The following is a 26,204-nucleotide window of genomic DNA, read 5'->3' as shown; positions in this document are numbered from 1 at the left end:
GCAGTCCAAGGACGCGATCAAGGTGATCACCGTGCGCGCCACCGGCTTCGAGGCCGCCGCCCAGGGCGGTTCCGCCCCGGTGGAAAGCGTGGCGGCGGGTGCCGATCCGGCGCTGTCCTCCTTCGTCGGGCAACAGCTGTCCAAGTCTGAGCGCCCCGAACTGACCAGCGCCCGGATCATCATCTCGGGCGGTCGCGGCATGCAGTCGGGCGACAATTTCCATCTGCTGGAAGCCGTGGCCGACAAGCTGGGCGCCGCCGTGGGCGCAAGCCGCGCCGCCGTGGATGCGGGTTTTGTCCCCAACGACTTCCAAGTGGGCCAGACCGGCAAGATCGTCGCGCCTGACCTCTATATCGCCGTCGGCATCTCGGGCGCCATCCAGCACCTGGCCGGCATGAAGGATTCCAAGGTCATCGTCGCCATCAACAAGGACGAAGAGGCCCCCATCTTCCAGGTCGCCGATTACGGCCTGGTGGCGGACCTGTTCAAGGTGTTGCCTGAGTTCACCGCGGCCCTCCAGTCTCCCTGAGGCCGCAGCCTGGCGGGGGCGGGCGCGGCACACGCCCGCCCCCGCATTTTATTGCTTCTTCGCGCAATCACGGGACACGACATTCAGGGGCGTCATCCCGGCTCCTTAAGCCGGGATCCAGGAGTCACGGTCACCGCCTTGGGCATCCCCCCTGGGCCCCGGATCGCGCTTCGCTTGTCCGGGGTGACGAATCCAATTGCCAAGCCTCCCATGGAGACTTGGCATGAGGTGTTGACACTCTTCCGCCAATCCCCTTCTCTGTAGTTCCATGGATCGGGTGTGGTGATGCTGTCGAGCAAGGCGAAATACGGCCTGAAGGCCATGGTCTATTTGGCGCGGCACGAGGGCCTGGGGCCGGTGCTGATCGCCGATATCGCCCAGTCCGAACGGATCCCCAAGAAATTCCTCGACGCCATTCTTCTCGAAATGAAGAATCAGAAGCTGCTGTCTTCCAAGAAGGGCAAGGGCGGGGGCTATACCCTGGCCATGCCCGCCGCCCGCATCATGGTGGGCGATATCGTCCGGGTGCTGGACGGTCCCCTGGCTCCTGTCTCTTGCGTTTCGCGCTCGGCCTATCGGGCATGCGATGATTGCACCGACGAGGCCGCCTGTACCATCCGTGCGGTCATGCAGGATGTGCGTGATGCCATCGCCGCCATTTTGGACAATACCACCCTGGCCGACATGGCCAATCGGCGTGGCCGTCCCGAACCGGTGCTGATCTACGATATCTGACCGGTCAGTCGATCAGCCGCGCCCCCATCTGGCGGGCGATGTCGCCCAGCTTGTTGCGCATATCAGGGGCAAGGCCGCTGGCCCGCACCAGGGGAACCCCAGCCCGGAGCGCCGCCAGGGCGAGGCCGGGGGAATCGGCGCAATCGAGCGCCGCCTCGATCGCGTGTTCGGGAAATTCTTCCGCCAGAATGCGGGTCACGGCCAGCCACCAGCCGATCCCATGCTGACCGGCGGCTCCGAAGCTGCTTTGCAATCTGACCGGCCGGTCGATATCGGATCGGGCCAGCACGGCGCGGGCCTGATCCAGGCAATGGATGACGGCAGGGGTCATGGATTGGGCGAGATGGGGCGGCCGGGACTGGTGAAGGCCACCGATTGGGTGCCGAAGAAATAGGCGTTGACCGTCTCGATCAGGGGCGGGTTGACCGGCCGGTCTGATTTCCACTCCACCACGAAATTGGCGCCGCTGCCGCCGGCCGTATCCTTGTATTCCACGAAAAGCTCGCTCGACCCCATGGGGGGAAGCGAAAGCGGCTTGGCCAGATAATCGCGCAACAGCCTGCCGTCGGTATCGTAATAGCGCGCCGCCGTGATGGTGATGGCATGGGAGGGATCGGTATTGCGCAGGCTGAGCATGGACGACAGCAGCAGTTCCGAGGCCTTGCCCCGCCCATCCAGATTGCCGTGGGAGATATGGGAATAGACCGGGACGTAAAGGGTCTGGCCGGACGATAGTGGCTCGGCCCAGGCCATCTGGGGACCAAGGATGGCAGCGGCCATAAGGGCGGCCTTGAGGGCGGAGCGCATGGTTTCCATCCTTTGCGGAAATCGGGTCTTTAGCCGAGGGTATCGTCTGCTTGAACTCCGATCAACCCAGCCTTTGTTGACTCCGTTGTGCTTCGGCCATACCTTCGCTTTCGATTCCAGAACATGGGGATGGATCGTGGAACAGCGCCAGGGCCAGAGCTTGCAACGCACCGAAGAGGCCATGCGCCGCCTGGGCGCCGCCATCGACCGTCTTGAATCCGCGTCGGCACGGGTGGGAGCGGGCGATCTGCTTCTGGCCGGAGAGCTGCGCGGCGCCCGCGACGATTATGCCCGGCTGGAGGAAACCACCCGCGTGGTCTCGGCCCGGCTGGACAGCACCATCGACCGTCTGCGCGACCTACTGGAGGAGTGAGCCCCGTGGCTGTGGTCAACGTCACCATCAATGGCCGGGTCTACGATATCGCCTGCGACGATTCCCAGGTGGCCCGCGTTCATGTCCTGGGCCGCGAGGTGGATGCCCGCGCCCAGCATCTGCTGTCCTCGGTGGGATCGGTCAGCGATTCCCGCCTTCTGGTCATGGTCGGTCTGTTGCTGGCCGATGAATTGGCCGAGGCCCGCGAAGAACTCTCCAAGATCGGCACCGAGGTCGGCGCCGCCGCCGAGGGCGACACCAAACTGGCCGGGCTGATCGATTCCCTGACCCGGCGTATCGAAGCCATTGCGATGCGCCTGGAAAGGGCCTAGCTTCGGGGACGGAGCGGTCTGCTGCGCGGTGCGTCAGGCAGCCAATGTCCCTGGGGCCAATAACTTCCTCTCGGGGGCTGTCCCTGTCGGAGCCCTGGTTCCGGTATATGGCCACCCACCTGCGTAAGCAGGCCACGGAGGACTTGCAGGCCAACGGCCGAGGCGGCGCCGCTCCACTGATGCCATGACCGAGACCAGCCCTCCCCTCACCAAGACCCGATTGCGACAGTTGGCCCGCCGGACGCGGGCCGAGGCCGCCTTGCGCGATCCGGGGGCGGGCCGGTCCCTGGCCGGTCTGGTCCATTCCCTGGGCCTCGCGCCCAAAATGGTGGTGGCGGGATATTGGCCTTTGAAGGGCGAGATGGACCCGCTCCCCCTGATGGAGGCCCTGGCGGCCGAAGGCCATCTTCTGGCCCTGCCCGCGGTGACCGAGACGGGCGGAACCCTCGAATTCCGCCCCTGGACCCCCGGCGAGGTGCTGGAGCCAGGCCCCCACGGCACGCGCCATCCCTCCGCCGCGTCACCTATTGTTCCCCAGGCACTGCTGGTGCCGTTGCTGGCCTTCGACAGAAGGGGGTTCCGTCTGGGCTATGGCGGCGGATACTATGACCGGACCTTGAGCGATCTGCGCCGCCGTGGCGCCGTTCCCGCCATCGGTCTGGCCTTTGCCGCCCAGGAGGTGGAGAGGGTTCCCACCGATCCCTGGGATATCGCTTTGGACCTTGTAGCCACGGAGCTGGGCGTGATCGTGACGGCCGCCAAATGAGACTTCTGTACATGGGTGACGTGGTGGGCCGCTCGGGCCGCGACGTGATCGTCGGGCGCATGGCCGAGATCAAAAGCCGCCTGTCCCCCGACTTCATCGTCGTCAATGGCGAGAACGCGGCGCACGGCTTTGGCATCACGCCCAAGATCTGCGAGGATTTCTTCTCCGTCGGAGTGGACGTGGTCACGCTGGGCAACCACACCTGGGACCAGCGCGAAATCATTCCCCATTTGGACGGCGAGGCCAGAATCCTGCGCCCCCTCAATTATCCCGCAGGCACACCCGGCCACGGAATGGGCATCTATGCCGGGCCGCGCGGCCGCAAGGTGATGGTGGTCCAGGTCATGGGCCGCCTGTTCATGGACCCGCTGGACGACCCCTTCGCGGCGCTGGAAAAGGAGTTGGCCAAGGCGCGCATGGGGGCGGGCGGCGTCGATGCGATCATCGTCGATGTCCATGCCGAAGCCTCCAGCGAGAAAATGGCCCTGGGCCACCTCTCCGACGGCCGCGCCAGTCTGGTGGTGGGCAGCCATTCCCATGTGCCCACCGCCGATTGCCAGATCCTGGCCAAGGGCACGGCCTACCAGACCGATGCCGGAATGTGCGGCGACTACGATTCGGTGATCGGCATGAAGAAGGACGCCGCCATCTTCAAATTCGTGCGTAAGATTCCGGGAGAGCGCCTATCGCCCGCCGAAGGGCCGGGCACGCTCTGCGGCGTGATGGTGGAGACCGATGACCGCACGGGCCTAGCCTTGCGGGCGGCGCCGCTGCGTCTGGGCGGACGCCTGGCCGAGTGCTGGCCCGACTGGTGAAAGCTTTCTGTCAGTGGCGCTCCTTTATGGTCCGGCGCCATTCGGGTTGGGAAAAGAAAAGGACGGTAATCATGCTGCGTCTGTTTGGTCTGCTGATCGCTGGAGTGCTTCTTCTGGCGCAACCCGCCCGCGCCGAGGACGGTGCGGCGGCCGAGGCCCTGGTCAAGCAGGCTATCGCCGATGCCGCCGCCAGCTTTGCGGGCGGTCCCTTCAGCCGGGAGGAGAGCCGCGACAAGATCATCGCCCTGGTGTCGAAATACGGCGACATCACCTATGAGTCGGAACTGATCCTGGGCCGCTACTGGCGCAAGGCCAGCCAGGAACAAAAGGACAGCTTCGTTTCCCTGCTGGTCCCTTTCTTCGTCGCCACCTATGCCGAGCTGATCGACAACAAGTCGGGTGCCACACAGGTGGAGGTGAAGGGCAGCGAGGAACGGGCCGACGGCGTGCTGGTCAAGGCCCGCATCATCCAGAAGGAAGAGGAGGGGGTGGATCTTTCCTTCATCATCTCCCGCAATCTTGCGGGGCGGCTGGTGATTTCCGACGCCATGGCCGAAGGCGTGGGGCTGATCACCACCATCCGCTCCGACTTCACCTCGGTGATCCGCAATGGGGGCGGCAATGTGGATGTGCTGCTGGACGCCATGCGCAAGAAGATCGCGGCGCTTCCGGCCGGGGGGCGTTGAGCTCCTTAATCTCCGGGTTGATTTGATCCACAGGCATCATGCCGCGTCGGCGGCGTGATGCCTGTTGCTTTGCCACAACATGTGGTATAGGCACCGGTCGATCTTCATTTCATCGGGATTTGGTGGCGGAATATGGCCGGGCATTCACAGTTCAAGAACATCATGCACCGCAAGGGCGCGCAGGACGCCAAGCGTGCCAAGGTCTTCACCAAGCTGATCCGCGAGTTGACCGTATCGGCCAAATCCGGCATGCCCGATCCGGCGGCCAATCCGCGTCTGCGGGCCGCTATCGTGGCGGCGCGCGCCGCCAATATGTCCAAGGACACCATGGATCGCGCCATCAAGCGTGGCGCCGGTGGCGAGGACGGCACCAATTACGAGGAAGTGCGCTACGAGGGCTATGGCCCCGGCTCGGTGGCCATCATCGTCGAGGGCCTGACCGACAACCGCAATCGTACCGCCACCGAAGTGCGCACCGCCTTCAACAAGAACGGCGGCGCGCTCGGCGAAACCAATTCCGTGTCCTTCATGTTCGACCGGGTGGGCGCCATCCGCTATCCGGCCTCTGCCGCAGGCGCCGAGGCCATGTTCGAAGGCGCCCTGGACGCCGGGGCCGACAATGTGGAATCCGACGAGGAAGGCCACGAGATCACCTGCGCCCCCGACGATCTGGGCGCGGTGCGCGATGCCCTGGAAGCCAAGTTCGGCACGCCGGAATACGCCCGTCTGGACTGGAAGCCGCAGACCACCGTGCCGGTGGCCGATGAGGACACCGCCCGGACCCTGCTGAAGCTGCTCGATACCCTGGAAGACAATGATGACGTCCAGCGCGTCCAGGCCAATTTCGAGATTCCCGATGAGATCATGGAAAAGCTGGGCTGATGAGAATCCTGGGGCTCGATCCAGGGCTGCGCAATACCGGCTGGGGCATCATCGATGCGGTCGATAACCGTCTGCGCCATGTGGCCGACGGGGTGATCCGTCCCGATGCCTCCGCCGCCTTGTCCGAGCGCCTGGTCCAGCTCCATGACGCCATCATGGCCGTCATCGCCGAATATGGACCCGACGAGGCGGCGGTCGAGGAGACCTTCGTCAATATGAACCCCGCCAGCACGCTGAAATTGGGTCAGGCCCGCGGCGTGGTGATGCTGGTTCCCGCCAAGGCCGGGCTGCCGGTGGGCGAATACGCCGCCACCTTGGTCAAGCAATCGGTGGTGGGGACGGGCCGTGCCGCCAAGGAACAGGTGGGCATGATGGTCAAGACCCTGCTGCCCGGCTGCCTGGCTGCCACGCCCGATGCCGCCGATGCCCTGGCCGTGGCCATCTGTCACGCCCATCACCGCGGCACGCAACAGCGTCTGGCAAGGGCGGTGGCGCGATGATCGCCAAGCTGAAGGGGCTGATCGATTCGGTGGGCGACGACTGGGCGGTGGTCGATTGCAACGGCGTCGGCTATCTGGTGGCCTGTTCCACCAAGACCCTGGCGCGGTTGGAGGTGGGAGCGGCGGCCACCTTGTTCATCGAGACCCAGGTGCGCGAAGACGCCATCTCGCTGTTCGGCTTTCTGGAAACCGGCGAACGCGACTGGTTCCGCCTGCTGACCACCGTGCAGGGCGTGGGCGCCAAGGTCGGTCTGGCCATTCTGTCGGTGGCCGCGCCGGACCAACTTCTGCAGATCATCGCGGCGCAGGATAAGGCCGGGCTGACCCGGGCCAATGGTGTGGGCCCCAAGCTGGCGGTGCGCATCCTGACCGAGTTGAAGGACAAGGCGGGAAAGATCGCGCTGGGCGGCTTCAATCCCACCGCCGGAGCCGTGGCCTCGTCCGCGCCGCTGCCCGCCGCCTCGGGCCGCATGGAAGACGCCGTCTCCGCCCTGGTCAATCTGGGCTATAAGCGTTTGGAGGCGTTTCAGGCGGTGGGCGAAACCGCTCGCGAACTGGGCGATGACGCCGATTCCTCGGCCCTGATCCGCGCGTCGCTCAAGCGCTTGGGCAAGGGGCTGCTGGGATGAGGGCAGGGAGCCGTTCCACTCGCGTCATCCCGGCCTTGAGCCGGGACCCAGGAGTCGCGTCCTCCGGAGTCTGGCCCCCTGGATCCCGGACAGCGCTTGCGCGCTTCCGGGATGACGATAGAAAAATTGTGGCGGGGGGCCGGCCATGACCCCTCGCGTCGTATCGCCCGAGCAGAATTCCGCCGATGCCGAGACGTCGCTTCGGCCCTTGTCGCTGGACGATTTCGTCGGCCAACGGCAGGTCTGCGAGAATCTCAAGGTGTTCATCAGCGCGGCCCGCGCCAGGGGTGACGCCCTCGACCATGTGTTGTTCCATGGCCCGCCCGGCCTGGGCAAGACCACATTGGCGCAGATCGTGGCGCGTGAATTGGGCGTGGGCTTTCGCGCCACCTCGGGCCCGGTGATCCAGCGGGCGGGCGATCTGGCGGCGCTGCTGACCAATCTGGAAGCCAATGACGTTCTGTTCATCGACGAAATCCATCGCCTTAATCCTGCCATAGAGGAGGTTCTCTATCCTGCGATGGAGGATTTCCAGTTGGATCTGATCATCGGTGAAGGCCCCGCGGCCCGCTCTGTCCGTATCGATCTGCCCCGCTTCACCCTGGTGGGGGCCACCACCCGTTCGGGCTTGCTGACCACGCCCTTGCGCGAACGCTTCGGCATTCCGTGCCGCATGAATTTCTACGAGCCCGCCGAGCTGGAAAGCATCGTGGCGCGCGGCGCCCGCGTGCTGAACTTCGATCTGACCCCTGACGGAGCCGCCGAAGTGGCGCGGCGCTCTCGGGGGACGCCGCGCGTGGCTGGACGCCTGCTGCGCCGGGTGCGCGACTTCGCCGCCGTGGCCGGGCGCTCGCCGGTGGATGCCCCGGTGGCCGACGCGGCGCTGAACCGCCTGGAGGTGGACCGTATCGGCCTGGACGCCATGGACCGCCGCTACCTGCGCTGCATCGCGGAGAATTACGGCGGCGGGCCGGTGGGGGTGGAAACCTTGGCCGCCGCCCTGTCGGAAAGCCGCGACACCCTGGAAGAGGTGGTCGAGCCCTATCTCTTGCAGCAGGGCATGATCCAGCGCACGCCCCGAGGCCGCATGGTTTCGGCTTCCGGTTTCAAGCATATCGGGATCAACCCGCCTAAGGACCTGCTGGTGCAGCTTGACCTGCTGACCCGCATGGAGGAGGACGGGGAATGATGGGGATGCTCTCTTTCCTGCTCCGTCATCCCGGACAAGCGAAGCGCGATCCGGGACCCAGGGGGGGCTCCTCCGGCTTTTCCGTGGCTCCTGGATCCCGGATCAAGTCCGGGATGACGATTGAGATGGGGGGCAGGCCATGACCCACACCTTCCCCATCCGCGTCTATTACGAGGATACCGATGCGGGCGGCATCGTGTACCACTCCAACTATCTGAATTTCGCCGAGCGGGCGCGCACCGAGATGGTGCGCGAACTGGGAATCAGCCAGCGGGCCATGCTGGAGGACGGCGAGGGCACCGCCTTCGCCGTACGCTCGGCCCATCTGGATTTTTTGCGCCCCGCTAGGCTCGATGACCTGCTTTCGGTGGAAACCCAGGTGATTTCCATCGGCGGTGCCAGTATAGAACTGGACCAGCGCATCTTGCGCGTCGAAGACGGAACTGAATTGGTGCGCCTGGGGGTGCGCCTGGGCTATATCACCCTGTCGGGCAAACCGGCCCGCATTCCGGCGCCGGTCAGGGAATTGTTCGCGAAGCGGATCAGCGAAAGGCGGTAGGTATTATGGATCCTTCTCAGGCAGTAGGGGCAGCCGGAGCGGCGGCGCAGATGGATTTGTCCATGTGGGCGCTGTTCTTGCGCGCCGACATTATCGTCAAATTCGTGATGATTGCGCTGTTGTGCGCCTCGTTCTGGTGCTGGGCCATCATCTTCGACAAGATCATGAAGGTGCGCCAGCTGACCACGCGCGCCGACCAGTTCGAGGAAGCCTTCTGGTCCGGCGGTTCGCTCGAAGAGCTTTACGACCGCATCGGCTCGCGGCCCCTGGACCCCATGTCGTCCATCTTCGTGGCCGCCATGCGCGAATGGCGCCGCTCCGCCGCCAAGGGCCTGGCCGACCGCGATTCCACGCGGGCCAGCCTGCCCCAGCGCATCGACCGGGTGATGAGCGTGACGCTGGGCCGCGAGATGGAACTGCTGGAGCGCCGCCTGGGCTTTCTGGCCTCGACCGGCTCGACCGCGCCGTTCATCGGCCTGTTCGGCACGGTGTGGGGCATCATGAATTCGTTCCAGTCCATCGCCGCGACCAAGAACACCTCGCTGGCCGTGGTGGCGCCCGGTATCGCCGAGGCGCTGTTCGCCACCGCTCTCGGTCTGGTGGCCGCCATTCCGGCGGTGATCGCCTATAACAAGATCTCCAACGACCTGGACCGCTATTCCAAGCGCCTGGAGAACTTCGCGGGCGAGTTCGGCGCCATCCTCTCGCGCCAGCTTGAGGAGAAGGCCTGATGGGCGCCTCCATCGGCCCCCGCAAGGGCGGGCATTCCCGCCGGTTCCGGCCCGTGGCCGAAATCAACGTCACCCCCATGGTCGACGTCATGCTGGTGCTGCTGGTGATCTTCATGGTGACCGCGCCGCTGCTCACCGCCGGTGTCCAGGTGGACCTGCCCAAGACCTCGTCGGCTCCCTTGAAGGGCGACGACCAGCCGCTGTCGGTGACCATCGACGCCCATGGCAAGATCTGGATTCAGGAAACCGAGGTCCAGTTGGACGAGCTTGCGCCCCGCCTTCAGGCCATCACCGCCCAGAAGCCCGAGACCCGCATCTTCGTGCGCGGCGACAAGGGCATCGATTATGGCCGCGTGATGGAGGTGATGGGCACGCTGGGCTCCGCTGGCTTCGCCAAGGTCGCCCTGGTCACCGAGGTCAAGGGGTCCACAGATCCGGCCAAGCCCGTGAAGAAGGGGGGGCGCTAGGCCCGGATCATGGAATTGCGGCGCGAAAGTTACGTCTTCTCCGGCCTGTTGCATCTGGCGCTGTTCCTGCTGGCGGTGTTCGGCCTGCCGCAGTTCTGGCGCGAGATCCCCATGGAAGACGCGCCCATCGTCGTCGATATCGTCCCCATCGGGGCCAAGACCAATCCACCGCCCCTGCAAGACAACAAGCCCCAGCCCGAGCCCCAGAAATCCGAGCCCGAGCCGCCCAAGCCCGAACCGCCAAAGCCGGAACCGCCCAAGCCCGAGCCGCCCAAGCCGCCGCCGCCGCCTGAACCGGCGCCCACGCCCCCCGCTCCGCCTCCGCCCAAGCCGGAGCCCGCGCCTATCCCCAAGCCCGAGCCCAAGCCCGAGCCCAAGCCGGAGCCTCCGCCTCCGCCTAAGCCCGAGCCGCGCCCCGAGCCGCCCAAGAAGACCAAGGACGTCAAGGACGAGCTGGATTCTTTGCTCAAATCCGTGGACAAGAAGAAGCCGACGCCTAAGGACGAGTTGGACAAGCTTCTGAAATCCACCGAGAAGCTGAAGCCCTCGACGCCGGAGAACAAGACCGCCACCCAGACCGCGCCGCAATCGGTCAGGGGCTCGGCGTCGCACAATCCCAACGAGCCGGTCTCCATGACCGAGCGCGACCGCATCCGCGCCCATATCGAGCGGTTCTGGAACGTGCCCGCCGGAGCCAAGGACGCCGACAAGCTGGTGGTGATGATCAAGGTCTCGGTCCTGCCCGACGGCACCGTCACCTCGGCCGAGGTCCAATTGGACCCCATGATGATGGTGAACCCCTATTACCAGGCCGCCGCCGACAGCGCGCGCCGCGCGGTTCGCGCCGCCAGCCCGTTGCCCATCCCGGTGGACAAGTACGACCAGTTCAAAGACTTCACCTTGGCCTTCAACCCCAAATTCGCGGCAGGGAGATAACCGCCATGTCTCGCATTCGTTCGTTCGCGGCCGCGGCCGCCTTCGTCATCCTCGGGGTTGTGGCGGCCTTGCCCGCCAGTGCCGAGGTCCGCATCGACATCACCCGTGGCCAGATGAAGCCGCTGCCCATCGCCATTCCCGAATTCGCCGGAGCCTCGGCCCAGGACAACCGCGTCGGCGCCGATATTGCCCGCGTGGTCTCCGCCGATCTGGAGCGCTCGGGTCTGTTCAAGCCCATCGATCCCAAGGCCTTCATCCAGAACGCCGCCTCCTTGCAGGCCGGGCCGCGCTTTCCCGACTGGAAGGCCATCAATGCCGAGGCCCTGGTCAGCGGCAAGATCGAAAGCGGCGCCGATGGCCGCATCCGGGTGGAATTCCGCCTGTGGGACGTATTCAACGAAGCCTATATGACCGGCTGGACGCTCTCGGCTTCGCCCGCCGACTGGCGCCGCCTGTCCCACAAGGTGGCCGACGCCATCTATAAGCGGGTGACCGGCGAGGACGGCTATTTCGACACCCAGATCGTCTATATCGCCGAATCGGGTCCCAAGAACGACCGCAAGAAGCGCCTGTCCATCATGGATCAGGACGGCGAGAACCACCGCTTTCTCACCGACGGCTCGGAACTGGTGCTGACGCCGCGCTTCTCGCCCAGCGCCCGCGAGATCACCTATCTCTCGTATTTCAAGGGCGTGCCCCGGGTCTACATCTTCAACCTGGATACCGGCCGGCGTGAATCCCTGGGCAATTTTCCGGGCATGACCTTCGCGCCGCGCTTCTCGCCCGACGGCAACAAGGTCATCTTCAGCATGGCCGAAAGCGGCAATACCGAAATCTACGAGATGAACCTGCTGACCCGCCAGAAGCGGCAGCTGACCTACAACCCGGCCATCGACACCGCGCCCAGCTATTCACCCGACGGCCAGCAGATCGTCTTTGAATCCGATCGTGGCGGCGGGCAGCAGCTTTACGTCATGGGCGCCGACGGCGGCAACGCCACCCGCATCAGCTTCGGCGACGGCCGCTATGCCACCCCGGTGTGGAGCCCCAGAGGCGATCTCATCGCCTTTACCAAGCAGAAGGGTGGGCAATTCTTCATAGGTGTCATGCGCACCGACGGTTCGGGCGAGCGCCTGCTGGCCGAGGGCTTCCTGGTGGAAGGTCCCACCTGGGCCCCCAATGGCCGTGTCCTGTCCTTCTTCCGCGAAAGCCCTTCGGATGAGCGCGGCCGGGGCCAAGTGGTGCGTCTTTACACCATTGATCTGACCGGCGTGAATGAAAGAGTGCTTTTGACGCCCATCGATGGGTCGGATCCTGCGTGGTCCCCCTTGATTCCCTAGAATTATCTTTGTATAGTCCGCGCCGATTAGGATTTATCCCGGTGACATCGGGTCCGATCGCTAACGGTGTCACTGGTGGGGCGTGTCGTCCTTGATTGGGCGGCACGTAGTCTCTAAGGTCCGATCTTAGTTCCATATCCCGCGTCGCATTGAGGGGGAGTCCTCAAATATGAAACTGCGTTTCCTGACCATCGTTGCCGCCGCCGCTCTGCTGGCCGCTTGCGAATCCGCTCCTTCCGACACCGCCAACAAGGGCGGCACCGGCATCACCACCCCGCCGGCCTCGTCTGGTATCGTCAAGGGCTCGAAGGAAGATTTCGTCGCTAACGTCGGCGACCGTGTCTTCTTCGACTTCGACAAGTCCAGCCTGCGCGCTGACGCCAAGGCCACCCTGGACAAGCAGGCTGCTTGGCTGAAGGCCTATCCGAACTACTCGCTGACCGTCGAAGGCCATGCCGACGAGCGCGGCACCCGCGAGTACAACCTGGCTCTGGGTGAGAAGCGTGCCAATTCGGTCGCCGAATACCTGAAGGCCGCTGGCGTTGCCGCTGCCCGCGTCAAGACCGTCTCCTACGGCAAGGAGCGCCCCGTCGCTCTGGGCTCGAACGAGGCCGCCTGGTCGCAGAACCGTCGTGGCGTGACCGTCCTGAACTAATCAGGCCGTTTACGGACGAAAAGAATGGGGCGTCCGCCTCCTGCTTTACGCAGGGGCGGGCGCCTTATTTTTTTGGATGCCTTCGGCGTCTTCGCAGGGTTCCGAACTCAGGTTTCGAGTAGGCTAATACCGGCGGTCGAAAACATTGATCTGTCATCCCGAACGACCATCGGGAGGAGGGATCTCGTGCTGGCACGGCATTTCCGAATCGGCACCGCCATCCCAGACGGAGATCCCTCGACTTCGCTCGGGATGACAGTGGAAGTCAATAATTCCGGCCGTTGGTATAATTTCATCGTCTTGGCCGGGCTCGTCCCGGCCATCCACGTCTATCCGTCCGGCAAAATGCGGGTGGAACGGCGTGGATACGCGGGACGTGCCCGCGCATGACGGCGATTGGTGGCGGGCGTAGCGCTCAAAATGACCAAGGTTGCTTCACCAGCAATCTTTCATAAACTGGGGTCGGAGCCCTGGGCGTCCTCGCCTTGCTCTTGCCTTGATCGCATTCAATAGTCATTCTTCCGCATCCGTTTTGAAGATGAGGTTGGCCGTGCGTCGTCTGGTTCTTGCCACCGCTTTTGCCGCGCTGATGCTTGGCGCCGCTCCCGTTCCCGCTTCGGCACAGAGCGACACCCGCGCTCTCTATGACCGCATCGACCGGCTGGAACGCGACCTCATGACGCTGCAGTCGCAATCGGCGCGGGGCGGCACCACGGTGGTGCGCTCCAATGACGGCAGTGTGTCGGGCAGCATGGCGTCGCGTCTGGAAGACCGCATCAATGAGCTGGAGGACGCCAACCGCTTCCTCACCGGCAAGATCGAGGAAGCCAATTTCAAGGCGGCCCAGTTGAACAAGCAGATCGAGCGCATGCAGGCCGATCTCGATCTGCGCTTCAAGGACCTGGAAGCCGCACGGGGAGGTCAGTCTTCCGCCGCCCAGCCGCAATCCGTGTCCATGCCCGCCGCTTCCGTTCCCGCCACCAATCCCAACGGCGCGCCGGTGCTGATTCCGCCCAAGGGCGTCAAGGCCGGCGCCAATTCCGCCGATAATGACGGCCCGGCGCCCGGTCCGCAGAATTTGGGCTCCATGCCCGCAGGCGCCCTGAAGAAGGGCGAGGCCGAATCCCAGGCCCAGGCGGCCAAGGCGCCGCCCGCCGCCCCCAAGGATGCCCAGTCCGCCTATGAGGAGGCCTATGGCCTGGCTCAGAAGGGTGATTACGATGGGGCGGAGCAGGGATTCAGGGCCTTCCTCAAGACCTATCCCAATCATCAGCTGGCGGGGAACGCCCAGTATTGGCTGGGAGACATCGCCTTCTCGCAGAAGAAGGACTTCGCCACCTCGGCCAAGCTGTTCGGCGAGGCCTACAAGAAGTATCCCAAGCACACCAAGGCTCCCGACATGCTCTACAAGCTGGGCGCTTCGTTCGGCCAGTTGGACATGAAGGATCAGGCCTGCCGCACCTATGCTCTGCTGTTCGCCGAGCATCCCGACATGGCCGATCGCATCAAGCGGGCCGCTACGGGTGACAAGCAGCGTTTGGGCTGCGGTAAGTAGGGGAAGGGGGGTGACCTTCTTCCGCCATCCCGGCCTTGAGCCGGGATCCATGGTGCCACCGGACAGAGGGATCCCGGATAGCGCTGTCGCGCTTCCGGGATGACGGCCGGTAGGGAGGGAAGCCCTCTCACTCCCGACGACTTTTCCCGCCTGATGGAGCCTCTGGGCCCCTTCGAGACCGGGCCCAGACTGGCCGTGGCGGTGTCGGGGGGCGCCGATTCCCTTGCTCTGGCGCTCTTGGCCGCCCAGTGGGCGCGGGCACGGGGCGGCGAGGTGTTGGCGCTTACCGTGGATCACCGTCTACGCCCAGACTCCACCGCCGAGGCGGAGCGGGTGGGGGAGTGGCTGGGGGGGGAGGGCATTGCCCACCGCATTCTGGCCTGGGAGGGCGACAAGCCCGCCGCCGATCTTCAGGCGGCGGCGCGGGCGGCGCGCTACCGACTGCTGGGCGAGGCCTGCGCCGCCGAGGGCATCTTGCATCTGCTGGTGGCCCATCATCAAGACGATCAGGCGGAGACGCTGCTGCTGCGCTTGGGGCGCGGTTCGGGGCTGGATGGCCTGTCCGCCATGGCGCCCGAGCGGCCGACCGCCTGGGGGCGGCTGCTGCGCCCGCTTCTGGTCGTGCCGCGCGCCCGGCTGGAGGCTTTTCTGCGCCACAGGGGCCAGGACTGGGTGCAAGACCCTTCCAACCGCAACGAGGCCTTCGCCCGCGTGCGCCTGCGCCGTCTGGCCGGTGATCTGGCCGCCGAGGGGATGACGGCGCAACGCCTGGGCCAGACTGCCGGGCGGCTGGCCCGCGCTCAAACCGCGGTGGATGCCATGGTGGCCGAGGCGGCGGCCCGGCACGTCACCTTGGACCCGGCCGGTTACGCGCGCTTGCAGCCCAAAGTCCTGGCCCGCCTTCCCGAAGAGGTCGGGCTGCGACTACTGGCGCGGCTGCTGCTGTGTGTGGGCGGCGAGGACGTCACCCCGCGCCTGGAGCGGCTGGAGCGTCTTTACACCGCCCTGACGGCGGGGCTGGAGACGGCTCGGACCCTGGCGGGCTGCCGGATCGTGCCTGTGGGCGAGACGGTGATCATCTGCCGCGAGCCCGCGCGGATGTCGCCGCCCGTGGATCTGGCGCCGGGGACTCGCATCCGCTGGGACGGACGTTTCGAGGCGATGGTGGCAAGGGACGCATCGCCGGGACTGCGCCTGGGGGGACTGGGGCCACAGGGGCGAAGCAAGGTGCAGGAGTTAATGGGGGGCAAGCCCCTCGAGCCGGTTCCCGCCTGCGTCATTCCCACTTTACCCGGCCTTTACGATGAGCGGGGTATTCTCGCCGCGCCGCTGCTCGGCTATAACCGGGACGGTGCCGGACGGGTGCTGGTGGGCTTGCACGCTTCGCCGCTTCATGTTTTGAGCGTTTTCGCTTGTGCCAGCGGGAATAGGCATTATCTCTAGACGACTCGGGTCCGGTACGGAAATCTGACGGGAAGGACGCTACCTTGAATTTCAGCAAGAACCTGGCGTTGTGGGTCATCATCGCCGTGCTGCTGGTGATGCTCTTCAATCTGTTCCAGGCGTCCTCGCCGCCGCGCGGTCCGGGCCAGACATCCTATTCCGAATTCCTGTCCGATGTGGATCGCGGCTCCATCGCCGACGTGACCATTCAGGGCAGCGTGGTCAACGGCCATTTCACCGATGGCCGCCCCTTCACCACCTACATGCCCCAGGACGTGAACGTGGTGGACAAGCTGCGCGCCCATAATGTGCGCATCACTGCCGTTCCGCCGTCCGACGACGCGCCGACTTTGTGGAGCGTGCTGGTCTCGTGGTTCCCCATGCTGCTGTTGATCGGCGTCTGGGTATTCTTCATGCGCCAGATGCAGGGCGGCGGCGGCAAGGCCATGGGCTTTGGCAAGTCCCGCGCCCGCCTGCTGACCGAGAAGACCGGCCGCGTCACCTTCGAGGACGTGGCGGGCATCGACGAGGCCAAGCAGGAGCTCGAGGAAATCGTCGAGTTCCTCAAAGACCCGCAGAAATTCCAGCGCTTAGGGGGCAAGATTCCCAAGGGCTGCCTGCTGGTCGGCCCGCCCGGCACGGGCAAGACCCTGCTGGCGCGCGCCATCGCGGGCGAGGCCAATGTTCCGTTCTTCACCATTTCGGGCTCGGACTTCGTGGAGATGTTCGTGGGCGTCGGCGCATCCCGCGTGCGCGACATGTTCGAACAAGGTAAGAAAAATGCTCCGTGCATCATCTTCATCGACGAAATCGACGCGGTCGGCCGTCATCGCGGCGCAGGTCTGGGCGGCGGCAATGATGAGCGCGAGCAGACGCTGAACCAGTTGCTGGTGGAGATGGACGGCTTCGAGTCCAATGAGGGCGTCATCCTCATCGCCGCCACCAACCGTCCCGATGTGCTGGACCCCGCTTTGCTGCGTCCCGGCCGTTTCGACCGGCAGGTGACGGTGCCCAATCCCGATATCCTGGGCCGCGAGAAGATCATCAAGGTCCATATGCGCAAGGTGCCGCTGTCTCCCGACGTGGATGCGCGCATCATCGCGCGCGGCACGCCCGGTTTCTCGGGCGCCGATCTGGCCAATCTGGTCAACGAAGCGGCTTTGCTGGCGGCGCGCGCGGGCAAGCGCGTGGTGACCATGGCCGAGTTCGAGGCCGCCAAGGACAAGGTGATGATGGGGGCCGAACGGCGCTCCATGGTCATGAGCGAGGACGAGAAGAAGCTTACCGCCTATCACGAGGCGGGCCACGCCCTGGTGATGATGCATGTGCCCGGTCACGAGCCGTTGCACAAGGTGACCATCATTCCGCGCGGACGGGCCTTGGGCCTGACCATGTCGCTGCCCGAGCGCGACCGCTATTCCCTGTCCTTGAAGCAGATCAAGGCGATGATCGCCGCGTTCTTCGGCGGCCGCGTGGCGGAAGAGATGATCTTCGGCCTGGATGCGGTGACCACGGGGGCCTCCAACGACATCCAGCGCGCCACCGATCTGTCGCGCAAGCTGGTGACCGAATTCGGCTTCTCGGAGAAGCTGGGGCCGCTGCGCTACAACGACAACCAGGAGGAAATCTTCCTGGGCCATTCGGTGACCCAGCACAAGAACGTGTCGGAAGCCACCGCCAGTCTGATCGATTCCGAGGTGCGGCGCTTCGTCGAGGAAGGGGAAAACACCGCCCGCGACATTCTGGCCAAGTACCGTGCCGAGTTGGAAATCATCGCCAAGGGTCTGCTGGAACTGGAAACCCTGTCGCGCGACGATATCGACGCCCTGATCCGGGGGGAGACCATCACCCGTGGCGATAGCGGCGACTATCGCCCCAAGGACCCGCCGCGCCGGTCCTCGGTGCCCAGTTCGGGGCCCGGCGGACGTCCCGGCTATGATCCGGAGCCGCAGCCCGGTGCCTGAGGCGTCCGTCTCTTCCGCCTTTACCCGAAGCCCCGCCCTGCCGCGGGGCTTCGATGTATCGGAGGGTGGGCTTTATCTGCTACCCACCGGTCTGGTCTGGGGCGAACAGGCTGCCGCCGCTGTTATATCCGGCAATGGCTGGCCTCTGGCCGATGGCTGGGCCGCCTTTACCGCGCTGGGCGTGGCGACCCGCCGCCAAGGCGGTGGGGCCGATCTGGCCGTGGCCGCCTTCGCCGAGGTGGTTGATTGGGCCGAGGGCGAGGACCCGGCCCTGGCCCGGCTGGTGGCCGAGACCGTTCACCGCATCGGCTCCAAACGCAAGCCCTGGGGCGGCCTCGACCTTGACCGCCCGCGTATCATGGGCATTGTCAATGTGACGCCCGACAGCTTTTCCGATGGCGGCGAGACGTTCGAGTCCGGCACGGCCATCAATCATGGCCTCGCCATGGTCGAGGCGGGGGCGGCCATCATCGATGTGGGTGGCGAATCCACCCGGCCCGGCGCCGATCCGGTCAGCCCGGACGAGGAGATGAGCCGCGTTCTTCCCGTGGTGAGGGGCCTGGCGGAGAAGGGGCTTTGCGTCTCGGTCGATACCCGCCATGCCAGCGTCATGGGCGCGGCGGTGGAGGCCGGGGCCCGCATCATCAACGACGTCACCGCCTTGGCAGGCGACCCGGATTCCCTGAAGGTGGCGGCCCGAAGCGGCGCCGGTCTCTGCCTGATGCACATGCAAGGCGATGATCCGCGCACCATGCAGGCGGCGCCAAACTATACCTCGGCCCCGCTGGACGTGTTCGACCATCTGGCGGAACGGGTGAGGCAATGCGAGGCCGCCGGAATCGCCCGCGACAGGATCTGCCTCGATCCCGGTATCGGCTTTGGCAAGACGCCCGAACATTGCGCCCAGATTCTGGGGGCTTTGCCCCTGCTGCACGGCCTGGGTGCGCCGCTATTGCTGGGGGTAAGCCGCAAGAGCTTCGTGGCGCGCTTGAGCAAGGGCGAACAGGCTTCGGACCGCCTGCCCGGCACCCTGGCCGCCAATCTGGTGGGCCTGGATGCCGGATTTCAGGTGCTGCGCGTCCACGACGTGGCCGAGACGGTGCAGGCAATGGCCATCTGGACGGGCATGCGGAACGGAGCGTAGGGCCCGCCGTCAGGGGGTCAGTTCCTGATTTTCGCGGGAGGCAGGGCCAGGGCGATCAGCCGGACACTGTCGGTATGATGGCTGGCGGCCAGTGCTGCCAGGCTGTCTTCCGGCCTGGCATTGACGCCCGCCTGACGCAGCCGCGCCAGAATATCCTCGGTACGGCTGCCCAACACGGGGGCCAGATGAGAGATGGGGGCCTGTTCCGCCGCCCGCGCCAGACCGACCATGGGATTGCCCGAGGGCTTTGAGGGCGCCATGACGAGGAAGGCGGCGACGCCGAGGGTGGTCGCACCGGTCAGAAGCCGCATAGGGCGCTGGCGCAGCATTTGGATGAAGGACCCGCGATGGCGGATCGCATGCAAGATGGCCAGAACGGCAAATCCTAAGCCAAGCCATTCGTGAATGGCCTCGACCGGCCCCTTGGCCAGATGGAAGAACAAGATCACCCCGGTGATGCCAACCACCACCGAAAGAACGGCGGTGCCGGGCGTGGCCCAGCGGCGCAACGCGGCTTCGAAACGACTCATGATGCCCTCATGTCCGATCATTGACGGACGGCAGATTAGGCCGCGACGGTAACATGCGGATGTCCGCTCTGTGGCCCGATTGTATGAAAGTGTATCAAGCCTTTCCCCTTCCCCTTCCGGCCCCGTCCTGCTATCCAATCCCTCTTTCGGGCTAAGGGAAAATTACCGGCATGACGCGCAAGCTGTTCGGCACCGACGGGATCAGAGGCACCGCCAATACCGACCCCATGACGGCCGAGATGGCCATGAAACTGGGCATGGCGGCGGGCAGGCACTTTACCCGCGGCGAGCATCGTCATGTGGTGGTGATCGGCAAGGATACCCGTCTGTCGGGCTATCTGATCGAACCGGCCCTGACGGCGGGTTTCATCTCGGTGGGCATGGATGTGGTGCTGCTGGGCCCGCTGCCCACCCCTGCGGTGGCCATGCTGACCCGGTCCATGCGCGCCGATCTGGGCGTGATGATCTCGGCGTCGCACAATCCCTATCAGGACAACGGCATCAAGCTGTTCGGCCCCGACGGGTTCAAGCTCTCCGACGAAGATGAGCTGACCATCGAGGCGGCCATGTTCAACGGGTTGGAGTCCTGCCGGGTGGGCTCGGACCATCTGGGCCGCGCCAAGCGCCTGGACGATGCGGCGGGCCGCTATATCGAATACGCCAAGTTCACCTTTCCGCGCGGTTTGCGCCTGGACGGGTTGAAGATCGTGGTCGATTGCGCCAACGGCGCCGCCTACAAGGTCGCCCCCACCGTTCTGTGGGAATTGGGCGCCGAGGTGATCCCCGTGGCGGTCAATCCCGACGGTTTCAACATCAACAAGAATTGCGGCTCGCTGCATACCGAGACCATGCGCGAGCAGGTGGTGACCCACGGTGCCCATCTGGGCATCGCGCTCGATGGCGATGCCGACCGGGTGGTGCTGTGCGACGAGCAGGGGCATCTGATCGATGGTGATCAGCTGATGGCGCTGATCGGTGATCTATGGCACCGCTCCGGCCAGTTGAAGGGCGGCGGCATCGTCGCCACCGTGATGTCCAATCTCGGGCTGGAACGTTTCCTGGGGCAACGGGGCTTAAAGACCATCCGCACCAATGTGGGTGACCGCTATGTCCTCGAGCATATGCGCCGAGAGGGCTTCAATGTGGGCGGCGAGCAGTCGGGCCATATCATCTTGTCCGACCATTCCACCACCGGCGACGGCCTGGTGGCGGGGTTGCAGGTCCTGGCGGCGCTGGTTCAGTCGGGCAAGCCAGCCAGCGAGATGCTGCGCCTGTTCACGCCGCTGCCCCAGGTGCTGAAGAATGTGCGGGTGTCCAAGGGCTCTGTGGCCGAGGTTCTGGCGGCCCCCGCCGTCGAGGCGGCCATCAAGGACGCCGAGGCTCGGCTGGTGGGCCAAGGCCGCCTGCTGATCCGCAAATCGGGGACCGAACCGCTGATCCGGGTGATGGCCGAAGGCGAGGATCAGACCCTGGTCGAGGCCACCGTCGACGGCATCGTGGAACACATCCGCCAAGTGGCGGGCTGATCCATGAAAAAGGGGGCTTTTCGCCCCCTTGCCTCAGACTTTGGCCTCAGGCCGCTGTCGCCGACGCCTCGGGGGCGAAGCGCTCGATGACCCGGCTCATGGTCTTGGCGATATCCGGGCACAGCCGGACCAGACGTTCGGCCAATTCGCGGGCGCGGTCTGTGTCCACCGGATGACCGGCGACCTCCGCTTCAAGAATCTCGGCAAGCTGATCAATCTCTTCCCATCTATACAGCATGACGTACCTCGTGGGATGTGTAACCAAGCTTTCATGTAGGGAAATATACGCATCAATGCTGCATTGCACAAGCAGGTAAATACCGTATTTCGTGGCATGATACAATTTGTCACCTAAATGCAGCTTCATGGTTGTGGTGTTCTGAAATATTTCCAAAGATGACGACGGGGAGGGCGTTACATGCAGGGACGGGTTCTGATCATCGCTGGCTCGGATTCCGGCGGTGGGGCCGGTATCCAGGCCGATATCAAGGCGGTCACCTGTCTGGGGGGATACGCCGCCACGGCGGTGACCGCGCTGACCGCCCAGAACACGCTTGGGGTGACGGGTATTCATGAGGTGCCGCCGGAATTCGTCTGGGCTCAGATGGAAGCGGTGCTGGGCGATATCGGCGCCGATTGCATCAAGACCGGCATGCTGGCCTCGGCGGCCATTGTTGAGGTGGTCGCCGTCGCGCTGGAGGAACTGGCCCCCGAGGTTCCTTTGGTTCTCGATCCGGTGATGGTCGCCAAGGGCGGCGCCGCCCTGCTGGCCGATAGCGCGGCCGGGGAACTGGTGAAACGGCTGGTGCCAAGGGCCCGGCTGCTGACCCCCAATATTCCCGAAGCGGAGGTGATGCTGGGGCGCACCATCGCCGGTGTGGAGGATCTGGAGCGGGCAGCTCTCGATCTGCTGGATCTGGGACCCCAGGCCGTGCTGCTCAAGGGCGGGCATCTGGAAGGCGACGATCTGGTGGATGTGCTGGCCGAGGCTGGGGGCATCCGCCGCTTTACGGGGCGGCGTATCCAGACCCGCTCGACCCACGGCACCGGCTGCACCCTGGCGTCAAGCATCGCCGCTGGGCTGGCCCAGGGCATGGAACTCGGTGATGCGGTGGAGCGTGCCAGAGCTTATCTGATGCGCGCCATCGAGACCGCGCCGGGATTAGGCGCTGGTCACGGCCCGCTCAATCACGGGCACACGGTCAGCGGCGCTTCTTTCCGGGCTTGATCCGGCCCGTCACCGGTGGGAACCAGTCGTGCAGGCGGGTTTCGGCGGGGAAGACCGCCTCGCCGCGCCACCAGGCCTGGGCTGCGTCGGGACGGTTGATGACCGCCTTCAGGGCCGGAATGAAATCCACGCCGGGGCAGTCGCGCCCGGCCATGTGCAGGGGATGGGCCAGCCCGAAGACGGCGCCGTCGAACACGTCCTTGGGCGGCATCTGGTGCTCTGCGCTGGGCGCGGGGCCGAAAATCGGCGCGTCGAGCTTGGCATAGGTGCCCATGCACCAGCGGGCATCCGTGTGATACAGGCCCCGGCACTTGAACGGGCGCAGATCGTAGATGGCGCAGGCATTATCGATCAGGAACACGCAGGGCCGCCCGCCAGTCCAGGCCGCCAGCCGTTCCATGAGCGGTTGGGCCTCGGGGCGCTTGCGGAGTTTCTCGGCGATATAAAGCACCTCGGTGGCGGTGGCGCCGACCCGCTGGTGGCAGCACCAGCCGCAGCCCTTGCCGCAGGCGGCCTTGGGCGTGCCCAGTGCGAAGGCTGGCGTGGCGCGGACCTGGGCCCATAGCCTCTCGGCCAGGGCCTGGGCCTCGCCCACGGCGGCGATGGAGGCGTCCAGCCCCCTGGCCAAGGCCGCACCGACCAAACTGCGCACGGCATTGAACGAGGCGTCCCGGAGGGGCGAATTCGCCACACCCGATCGGGCCGAGGTCATGGATTGAAGTGCCGCTGCGGCATCGAAGGAACTGGACATGGCGGCGAAGATAGCAAGGCCAGTGAAATCTCCGCCAGCAACAAATGCCTCGTTGCGAATCGCTCCTGGCCCTCATACACTCCGCGCGGGCCACGGTCCCCCAACGGGCCGCGTCCCTTCTGCGAGGGAGGGTTTTTTATATGAGCGATGTTTCCAAGCCGGCTGCCAAGCCCGCAAATCCCAATTTCTCTTCCGGCCCTTGCGCCAAGCGACCCGGTTGGACGGTCGATGCGCTGAAGGACACGCCTGTCGGCCGGTCGCACCGCGCCAAGATCGGCAAGACCAAGCTGGAAGAGCTGATCAACCGCACCCGTTCCGTGCTGGGCATTCCCGCCGATTACCGTATCGGCATCGTGCCTGCGTCCGATACCGGCGCCGTCGAGATGGCCATGTGGTCGCTGCTCGGCGCACGCGGCATCGACGCCCTGGCCTGGGAAAGCTTCGGCGAGGGCTGGGTGACCGACATCACCAAGCAGCTCAAGATCGAGGACACCCGCGTCTTCAAGGCGCCCTACGGCACTCTGCCCAATCTGGCCGAGGTGGATTGCGACCGTGACGTGGTCTTCACCTGGAACGGCACCACCGGCGGCGTCCGGATCCCCAACGGTGACTGGATCAAGTCCGACCGCAAGGGCCTGACCATTTGCGACGCCACCAGCGCGGTGTTCGCCATGGACATGCCCTGGGACAAGCTGGACGTGGTTACGTGGTCCTGGCAGAAGGTTCTGGGCGGCGAGGGTGCCCACGGCATGCTGGTGCTCAGCCCCCGCGCCGTCGAGCGTCTCGAGACCTACAAGCCGTCCTGGCCGCTGCCCAAGATCTTCCGCATGACCAAGGGCGGCAAGCTGATCGAAGGCATCTTCAAGGGCGAGACCATCAACACGCCCTCCATGATCGCCGTGGAAGACCAGATCGACGCCCTGAAATGGGCCGAGTCCATCGGTGGCCTCAAGACCCTGATCGCCCGCTCGGAGGCCAATCTCAAGGCCGTGCAGTCCTGGCTGGACGCATCCTCCTGGGCCGCCAATCTGGCCGATGATGCCAAGGTGCGGTCCTGCACCTCCATCTGCATGATCGTCAAGGCGCCGTTCTTCGCCAAGCTTTCGCCCGATGATCAGGCGGCGGCGGCCAAGAAGATCGTCACCCTGCTCGACAAGGAAGGGGTGGCCTTTGATATCGGCGCCTATCGCGACGCTCCCGCGGGCCTGCGGGTCTGGGGCGGCGCCACGGTGGAAACTGCGGATGTCGAAAAGCTCCTGCCCTGGCTTGACTGGGCCTTCGCCCAGGTCAAAGCCGAGTTCGAGCCCAAGGTCTCCTAAACCAAAAACACCCTCGAACCGGGCGCCGCTTTCTTCAAAGAGCGGCGCCCGAACTCCATGTGAGGAAGTCCAGATGCCCAAGGTTCTCATCAGCGACAAGTTGAGCCCCGCCGCCGTTCAGATCTTCAAGGATCGCGGCATCGAAACCGACGTGAAGACCGGCCTTGCTCCCGACGAGCTGAAGGCCATCATCGGCCAGTATGACGGTCTGGCTATCCGCTCCAACACCAAGGTCACCACCGAGATCCTGGCCGCCGCCACCAACCTCAAGGTTGTCGGCCGCGCCGGTATTGGCGTCGACAATGTGGACGTCCCCGCCGCCACGGCGCGCGGCATCGTGGTGATGAACACGCCGTTTGGCAATTCCATCACCACCGCCGAACACGCCATCGCCATGATGTTCGCCCTGGCCCGCGAGATCCCCGAGGCCAATGCCAGCACCCATGCGGGCAAGTGGGAGAAGAACCGCTTCATGGGCGTCGAGCTCACCGGCAAGGTGCTGGGCATCGTCGGCTGCGGCAATATCGGCGCCATCGTCGCCGACCGGGCCCAAGGCCTGCGCATGCGCGTCATCGCCTATGACCCCTTCTTGTCCCATGAGCGCGCCAAGGAACTGAACGTCGAGAAGATGGAGCTGGAGGAATTGTTCCCCCGCGCCGACTTCATCACGCTGCACACCCCGCTCACCGACGCCACCCGCAACATCATCGATTCCAAGGCCATGGCCAAGATGAAGAAGGGCGTGCGCATCATCAACTGCGCCCGCGGCGGTCTGGTGGTCGAGGAAGATCTGCTGGCGGCCCTGGAATCCGGCCAGGTGGCCGGTGCGGCGCTGGACGTGTTCAAGACCGAGCCCGCCAAGGAAAATCCCCTGTTCGGCAATTCGAAAGTGGTCTGCACCCCCCATCTGGGCGCGTCCACCTCCGAGGCGCAGGAGAACGTCGCCCTGCAGGTGGCCGAGCAGATGGCCGATTACCTGCTGACCGGCGCCGTTACCAATGCGCTGAACATCCCCTCGGTCTCGGCCGAGGATGCGCCCAAGCTCAAGCCCTATATGACGCTGGCCAACCAGCTGGGCAGCTTTGCCGGTCAACTGACCGAGACCGGCATTAGGGAAGTGAAGATCGAGTATATGGGCCATGTGGCCTCGCTCAACACCAAGCCGCTGACCGCCGTGGTTCTCGAAGGGCTGTTGAAGCCCATGAACGAGGCGGTCAACATGGTCAATGCCCCCGTCGTGGCCAAGGAACGCAATATCAAGGTCTCCGAGGTCAAGACCGAGACCGAGGGCGATTACCACACCCTGGTGCGCCTGACCGTCACCACCGACAAGCGCGAGCGTTCGGTGGCTGGCACCCTGTTCGGCGGCGACAAGGCCCGCGTGGTGGAGATCAAGGGTATCTCCATTGAGGCCGAGCTGGGCAGCCACATGCTCTATGTCACCAACCAGGATAAGCCGGGCTTTATCGGCGCTCTGGGCACCCTGCTGGGTGCTAACGGCGTCAACATCGCCACCTTCCATCTCGGCCGCTCCGAGGCGGGCGGCGACGCCATTCTGCTGACCCAGGTGGACCAGCCGGTCTCCAACGAACTGCTGGAAAAGGTCCGGGCCCTGCCCCAGGTGGTGCAGGCCAAGTTCCTCACCTTCGCCTGATCGCATATCCGGTCGGATATAAGAGCCGCAGCGGTGACGCTGCGGCTCTTCGTGCTTCTGAGGAGCGGTCCAATAACGAATGTAGCGGGCAGAAATGCGAAATTGAGCAAAAAAGATGTTTTGTTGCGAAGGGTTACGCGTTTATACATAGGGTCTAGA

The 26,204-nt window shown here is 65.0% G+C and carries 30 protein-coding genes and 1 other RNA gene; 26 read left to right on the top strand and 5 right to left on the bottom strand.

Annotated features, from left to right (window positions below; translation table 11 throughout):
* Positions 1 to 529 (top strand): electron transfer flavoprotein subunit alpha/FixB family protein (locus CCC_RS19190; protein WP_041042697.1); only part of this gene is annotated, 529 nt, incomplete at its 5' end.
* A 285-nt stretch (positions 530 to 814) separates the two neighbouring features.
* Positions 815 to 1,264, top strand: a complete 450-nt coding sequence (locus CCC_RS19185) for an RrF2 family transcriptional regulator (RefSeq protein WP_041042695.1) — start codon at positions 815 to 817, stop codon at positions 1,262 to 1,264.
* A 4-nt stretch (positions 1,265 to 1,268) separates the two neighbouring features.
* On the opposite strand, the gene CCC_RS19180 is transcribed toward CCC_RS19185, so the two are convergent.
* Together CCC_RS19180 and CCC_RS19175 are read right to left on the bottom strand one after the other, a co-directional pair.
* The gene (locus tag CCC_RS19180; RefSeq protein ID WP_009869965.1) at positions 1,269 to 1,595 is read right to left on the bottom strand and encodes a beta/alpha barrel domain-containing protein; all 327 of its coding nucleotides are present in this window, start codon (positions 1,593 to 1,595) and stop codon (positions 1,269 to 1,271) included.
* Positions 1,592 to 2,071, bottom strand: a complete 480-nt coding sequence (locus CCC_RS19175; RefSeq protein ID WP_041042710.1) for a DUF3124 domain-containing protein — start codon at positions 2,069 to 2,071, stop codon at positions 1,592 to 1,594. Before CCC_RS19175 ends, CCC_RS19180 begins: the two co-directional genes overlap by 4 nt.
* A gap of 136 nt (positions 2,072 to 2,207) precedes the next feature.
* Here CCC_RS19175 and CCC_RS19170 point away from each other — a divergent pair, with 136 nt between their 5' ends.
* The 20 genes from CCC_RS19170 (at position 2,208) to folP (ending at position 19,037) form a co-directional block, all read left to right on the top strand.
* A complete protein-coding gene (locus CCC_RS19170; RefSeq protein WP_009869967.1) occupies positions 2,208 to 2,444 on the top strand; it encodes a signal transduction histidine kinase in 237 nt (78 codons plus the stop codon).
* 5 nt (positions 2,445 to 2,449) lie between these two features.
* Positions 2,450 to 2,776 carry a cell division protein ZapA gene (locus CCC_RS19165; protein ID WP_008621045.1) on the top strand — a complete coding sequence of 109 codons (327 nt, stop codon included), beginning with the start codon at positions 2,450 to 2,452 and terminating at the stop codon, positions 2,774 to 2,776.
* A 15-nt stretch (positions 2,777 to 2,791) separates the two neighbouring features.
* Positions 2,792 to 2,949: non-coding RNA, 6S RNA (gene ssrS, locus CCC_RS21835), on the top strand.
* An 11-nt stretch (positions 2,950 to 2,960) separates the two neighbouring features.
* Complete coding sequence (locus CCC_RS19160) at positions 2,961 to 3,542, top strand: 5-formyltetrahydrofolate cyclo-ligase (RefSeq protein WP_009869969.1); 582 nt, start codon at positions 2,961 to 2,963, stop codon at positions 3,540 to 3,542.
* Positions 3,539 to 4,357, top strand: a complete 819-nt coding sequence (locus CCC_RS19155; RefSeq protein WP_009869970.1) for a TIGR00282 family metallophosphoesterase — start codon at positions 3,539 to 3,541, stop codon at positions 4,355 to 4,357. The genes CCC_RS19160 and CCC_RS19155 overlap by 4 nt, the downstream gene beginning before the upstream one ends.
* A gap of 71 nt (positions 4,358 to 4,428) precedes the next feature.
* Positions 4,429 to 5,043, top strand: a complete 615-nt coding sequence (locus tag CCC_RS19150; RefSeq protein WP_009869971.1) for an MlaC/ttg2D family ABC transporter substrate-binding protein — start codon at positions 4,429 to 4,431, stop codon at positions 5,041 to 5,043.
* Positions 5,044 to 5,175: 132 nt separating this feature from the next.
* Positions 5,176 to 5,925, top strand: coding sequence for a YebC/PmpR family DNA-binding transcriptional regulator (locus tag CCC_RS19145; RefSeq protein WP_009869972.1), 750 nt, complete (start codon positions 5,176 to 5,178; stop codon positions 5,923 to 5,925).
* Complete coding sequence (ruvC, locus tag CCC_RS19140; RefSeq protein ID WP_009869973.1) at positions 5,925 to 6,425, top strand: crossover junction endodeoxyribonuclease RuvC; 501 nt, start codon at positions 5,925 to 5,927, stop codon at positions 6,423 to 6,425. The genes CCC_RS19145 and ruvC overlap by 1 nt, the downstream gene beginning before the upstream one ends.
* A complete protein-coding gene (ruvA, locus tag CCC_RS19135; protein WP_041042692.1) occupies positions 6,422 to 7,054 on the top strand; it encodes a Holliday junction branch migration protein RuvA in 633 nt (210 codons plus the stop codon). The genes ruvC and ruvA overlap by 4 nt, the downstream gene beginning before the upstream one ends.
* A 145-nt stretch (positions 7,055 to 7,199) precedes the next feature.
* Positions 7,200 to 8,243: a Holliday junction branch migration DNA helicase RuvB gene (ruvB, locus tag CCC_RS19130; protein ID WP_009869975.1), complete on the top strand. Its 1,044-nt coding sequence runs from the start codon at positions 7,200 to 7,202 to the stop codon at positions 8,241 to 8,243.
* Between the two features lie 139 nt (positions 8,244 to 8,382).
* Positions 8,383 to 8,802 carry a tol-pal system-associated acyl-CoA thioesterase gene (ybgC, locus tag CCC_RS19125; RefSeq protein ID WP_009869976.1) on the top strand — a complete coding sequence of 140 codons (420 nt, stop codon included), beginning with the start codon at positions 8,383 to 8,385 and terminating at the stop codon, positions 8,800 to 8,802.
* A 5-nt stretch (positions 8,803 to 8,807) separates the two neighbouring features.
* The gene (gene tolQ / locus CCC_RS19120; RefSeq protein ID WP_041042690.1) at positions 8,808 to 9,533 is read left to right on the top strand and encodes a protein TolQ; all 726 of its coding nucleotides are present in this window, start codon (positions 8,808 to 8,810) and stop codon (positions 9,531 to 9,533) included.
* Entirely contained in the window at positions 9,533 to 10,000 is a 468-nt protein-coding gene (gene tolR, locus CCC_RS19115; protein WP_009869978.1) for a protein TolR, read from the top strand. The genes tolQ and tolR overlap by 1 nt, the downstream gene beginning before the upstream one ends.
* Positions 10,001 to 10,009: 9 nt before the next feature.
* Positions 10,010 to 10,936: an energy transducer TonB gene (locus CCC_RS19110; protein ID WP_009869979.1), complete on the top strand. Its 927-nt coding sequence runs from the start codon at positions 10,010 to 10,012 to the stop codon at positions 10,934 to 10,936.
* Entirely contained in the window at positions 10,933 to 12,276 is a 1,344-nt protein-coding gene (gene tolB / locus CCC_RS19105) for a Tol-Pal system beta propeller repeat protein TolB (RefSeq protein ID WP_041042688.1), read from the top strand. The genes CCC_RS19110 and tolB overlap by 4 nt, the downstream gene beginning before the upstream one ends.
* A 169-nt stretch (positions 12,277 to 12,445) precedes the next feature.
* Positions 12,446 to 12,931, top strand: coding sequence for a peptidoglycan-associated lipoprotein Pal (pal, locus tag CCC_RS19100; protein ID WP_009869981.1), 486 nt, complete (start codon positions 12,446 to 12,448; stop codon positions 12,929 to 12,931).
* A gap of 550 nt (positions 12,932 to 13,481) precedes the next feature.
* Positions 13,482 to 14,486: a tol-pal system protein YbgF gene (gene ybgF / locus CCC_RS19095; RefSeq protein ID WP_236686422.1), complete on the top strand. Its 1,005-nt coding sequence runs from the start codon at positions 13,482 to 13,484 to the stop codon at positions 14,484 to 14,486.
* 99 nt (positions 14,487 to 14,585) lie between these two features.
* Positions 14,586 to 15,929 (top strand): tRNA lysidine(34) synthetase TilS, encoded by a 1,344-nt coding sequence (gene tilS / locus CCC_RS19090; RefSeq protein ID WP_041042684.1) that lies wholly within the window; start codon positions 14,586 to 14,588, stop codon positions 15,927 to 15,929.
* A 98-nt stretch (positions 15,930 to 16,027) separates the two neighbouring features.
* The gene (gene ftsH / locus CCC_RS19085) at positions 16,028 to 17,893 is read left to right on the top strand and encodes an ATP-dependent zinc metalloprotease FtsH (RefSeq protein WP_456095279.1); all 1,866 of its coding nucleotides are present in this window, start codon (positions 16,028 to 16,030) and stop codon (positions 17,891 to 17,893) included.
* On the top strand, positions 17,886 to 19,037 hold the full coding sequence (gene folP / locus CCC_RS19080) for a dihydropteroate synthase (RefSeq protein ID WP_322097231.1): 1,152 nt from the start codon (positions 17,886 to 17,888) through the stop codon (positions 19,035 to 19,037). Before ftsH ends, folP begins: the two co-directional genes overlap by 8 nt.
* Before the next feature lie 17 nt (positions 19,038 to 19,054).
* Here the strand turns inward: folP and CCC_RS19075 are convergent, their stop codons facing one another.
* Positions 19,055 to 19,567 (bottom strand): DUF4405 domain-containing protein, encoded by a 513-nt coding sequence (locus CCC_RS19075; RefSeq protein WP_041042682.1) that lies wholly within the window; start codon positions 19,565 to 19,567, stop codon positions 19,055 to 19,057.
* Positions 19,568 to 19,737: 170 nt separating this feature from the next.
* Here CCC_RS19075 and glmM point away from each other — a divergent pair, with 170 nt between their 5' ends.
* Positions 19,738 to 21,093: a phosphoglucosamine mutase gene (glmM, locus tag CCC_RS19070; RefSeq protein ID WP_009869987.1), complete on the top strand. Its 1,356-nt coding sequence runs from the start codon at positions 19,738 to 19,740 to the stop codon at positions 21,091 to 21,093.
* A 46-nt stretch (positions 21,094 to 21,139) separates the two neighbouring features.
* Here the strand turns inward: glmM and CCC_RS19065 are convergent, their stop codons facing one another.
* A complete protein-coding gene (locus CCC_RS19065; RefSeq protein ID WP_009869988.1) occupies positions 21,140 to 21,331 on the bottom strand; it encodes a hypothetical protein in 192 nt (63 codons plus the stop codon).
* 180 nt (positions 21,332 to 21,511) lie between these two features.
* Between CCC_RS19065 and thiD the strand changes: the two genes are divergently transcribed.
* Complete coding sequence (gene thiD / locus CCC_RS19060; protein ID WP_009869989.1) at positions 21,512 to 22,321, top strand: bifunctional hydroxymethylpyrimidine kinase/phosphomethylpyrimidine kinase; 810 nt, start codon at positions 21,512 to 21,514, stop codon at positions 22,319 to 22,321.
* Here thiD and CCC_RS21365 read toward each other — a convergent pair.
* Positions 22,296 to 23,072 carry a YkgJ family cysteine cluster protein gene (locus CCC_RS21365; RefSeq protein ID WP_052473359.1) on the bottom strand — a complete coding sequence of 259 codons (777 nt, stop codon included), beginning with the start codon at positions 23,070 to 23,072 and terminating at the stop codon, positions 22,296 to 22,298. The genes thiD and CCC_RS21365 overlap by 26 nt on opposite strands.
* 140 nt (positions 23,073 to 23,212) lie before the next feature.
* Here CCC_RS21365 and CCC_RS19050 point away from each other — a divergent pair, with 140 nt between their 5' ends.
* Both CCC_RS19050 and serA read left to right on the top strand, forming a co-directional pair.
* Complete coding sequence (locus CCC_RS19050) at positions 23,213 to 24,391, top strand: phosphoserine transaminase (RefSeq protein WP_009869991.1); 1,179 nt, start codon at positions 23,213 to 23,215, stop codon at positions 24,389 to 24,391.
* A gap of 73 nt (positions 24,392 to 24,464) precedes the next feature.
* Positions 24,465 to 26,045 carry a phosphoglycerate dehydrogenase gene (gene serA, locus CCC_RS19045; RefSeq protein WP_009869992.1) on the top strand — a complete coding sequence of 527 codons (1,581 nt, stop codon included), beginning with the start codon at positions 24,465 to 24,467 and terminating at the stop codon, positions 26,043 to 26,045.
* The last annotated feature ends 159 nt before the right edge of the window (positions 26,046 to 26,204 follow it).

It is taken from the genome of Paramagnetospirillum magnetotacticum MS-1, from assembly GCF_000829825.1.
GTDB lineage: Bacteria > Pseudomonadota > Alphaproteobacteria > Rhodospirillales > Magnetospirillaceae > Phaeospirillum > Phaeospirillum magnetotacticum.
This window is presented reverse-complemented; position numbering and strand designations above follow the sequence as displayed.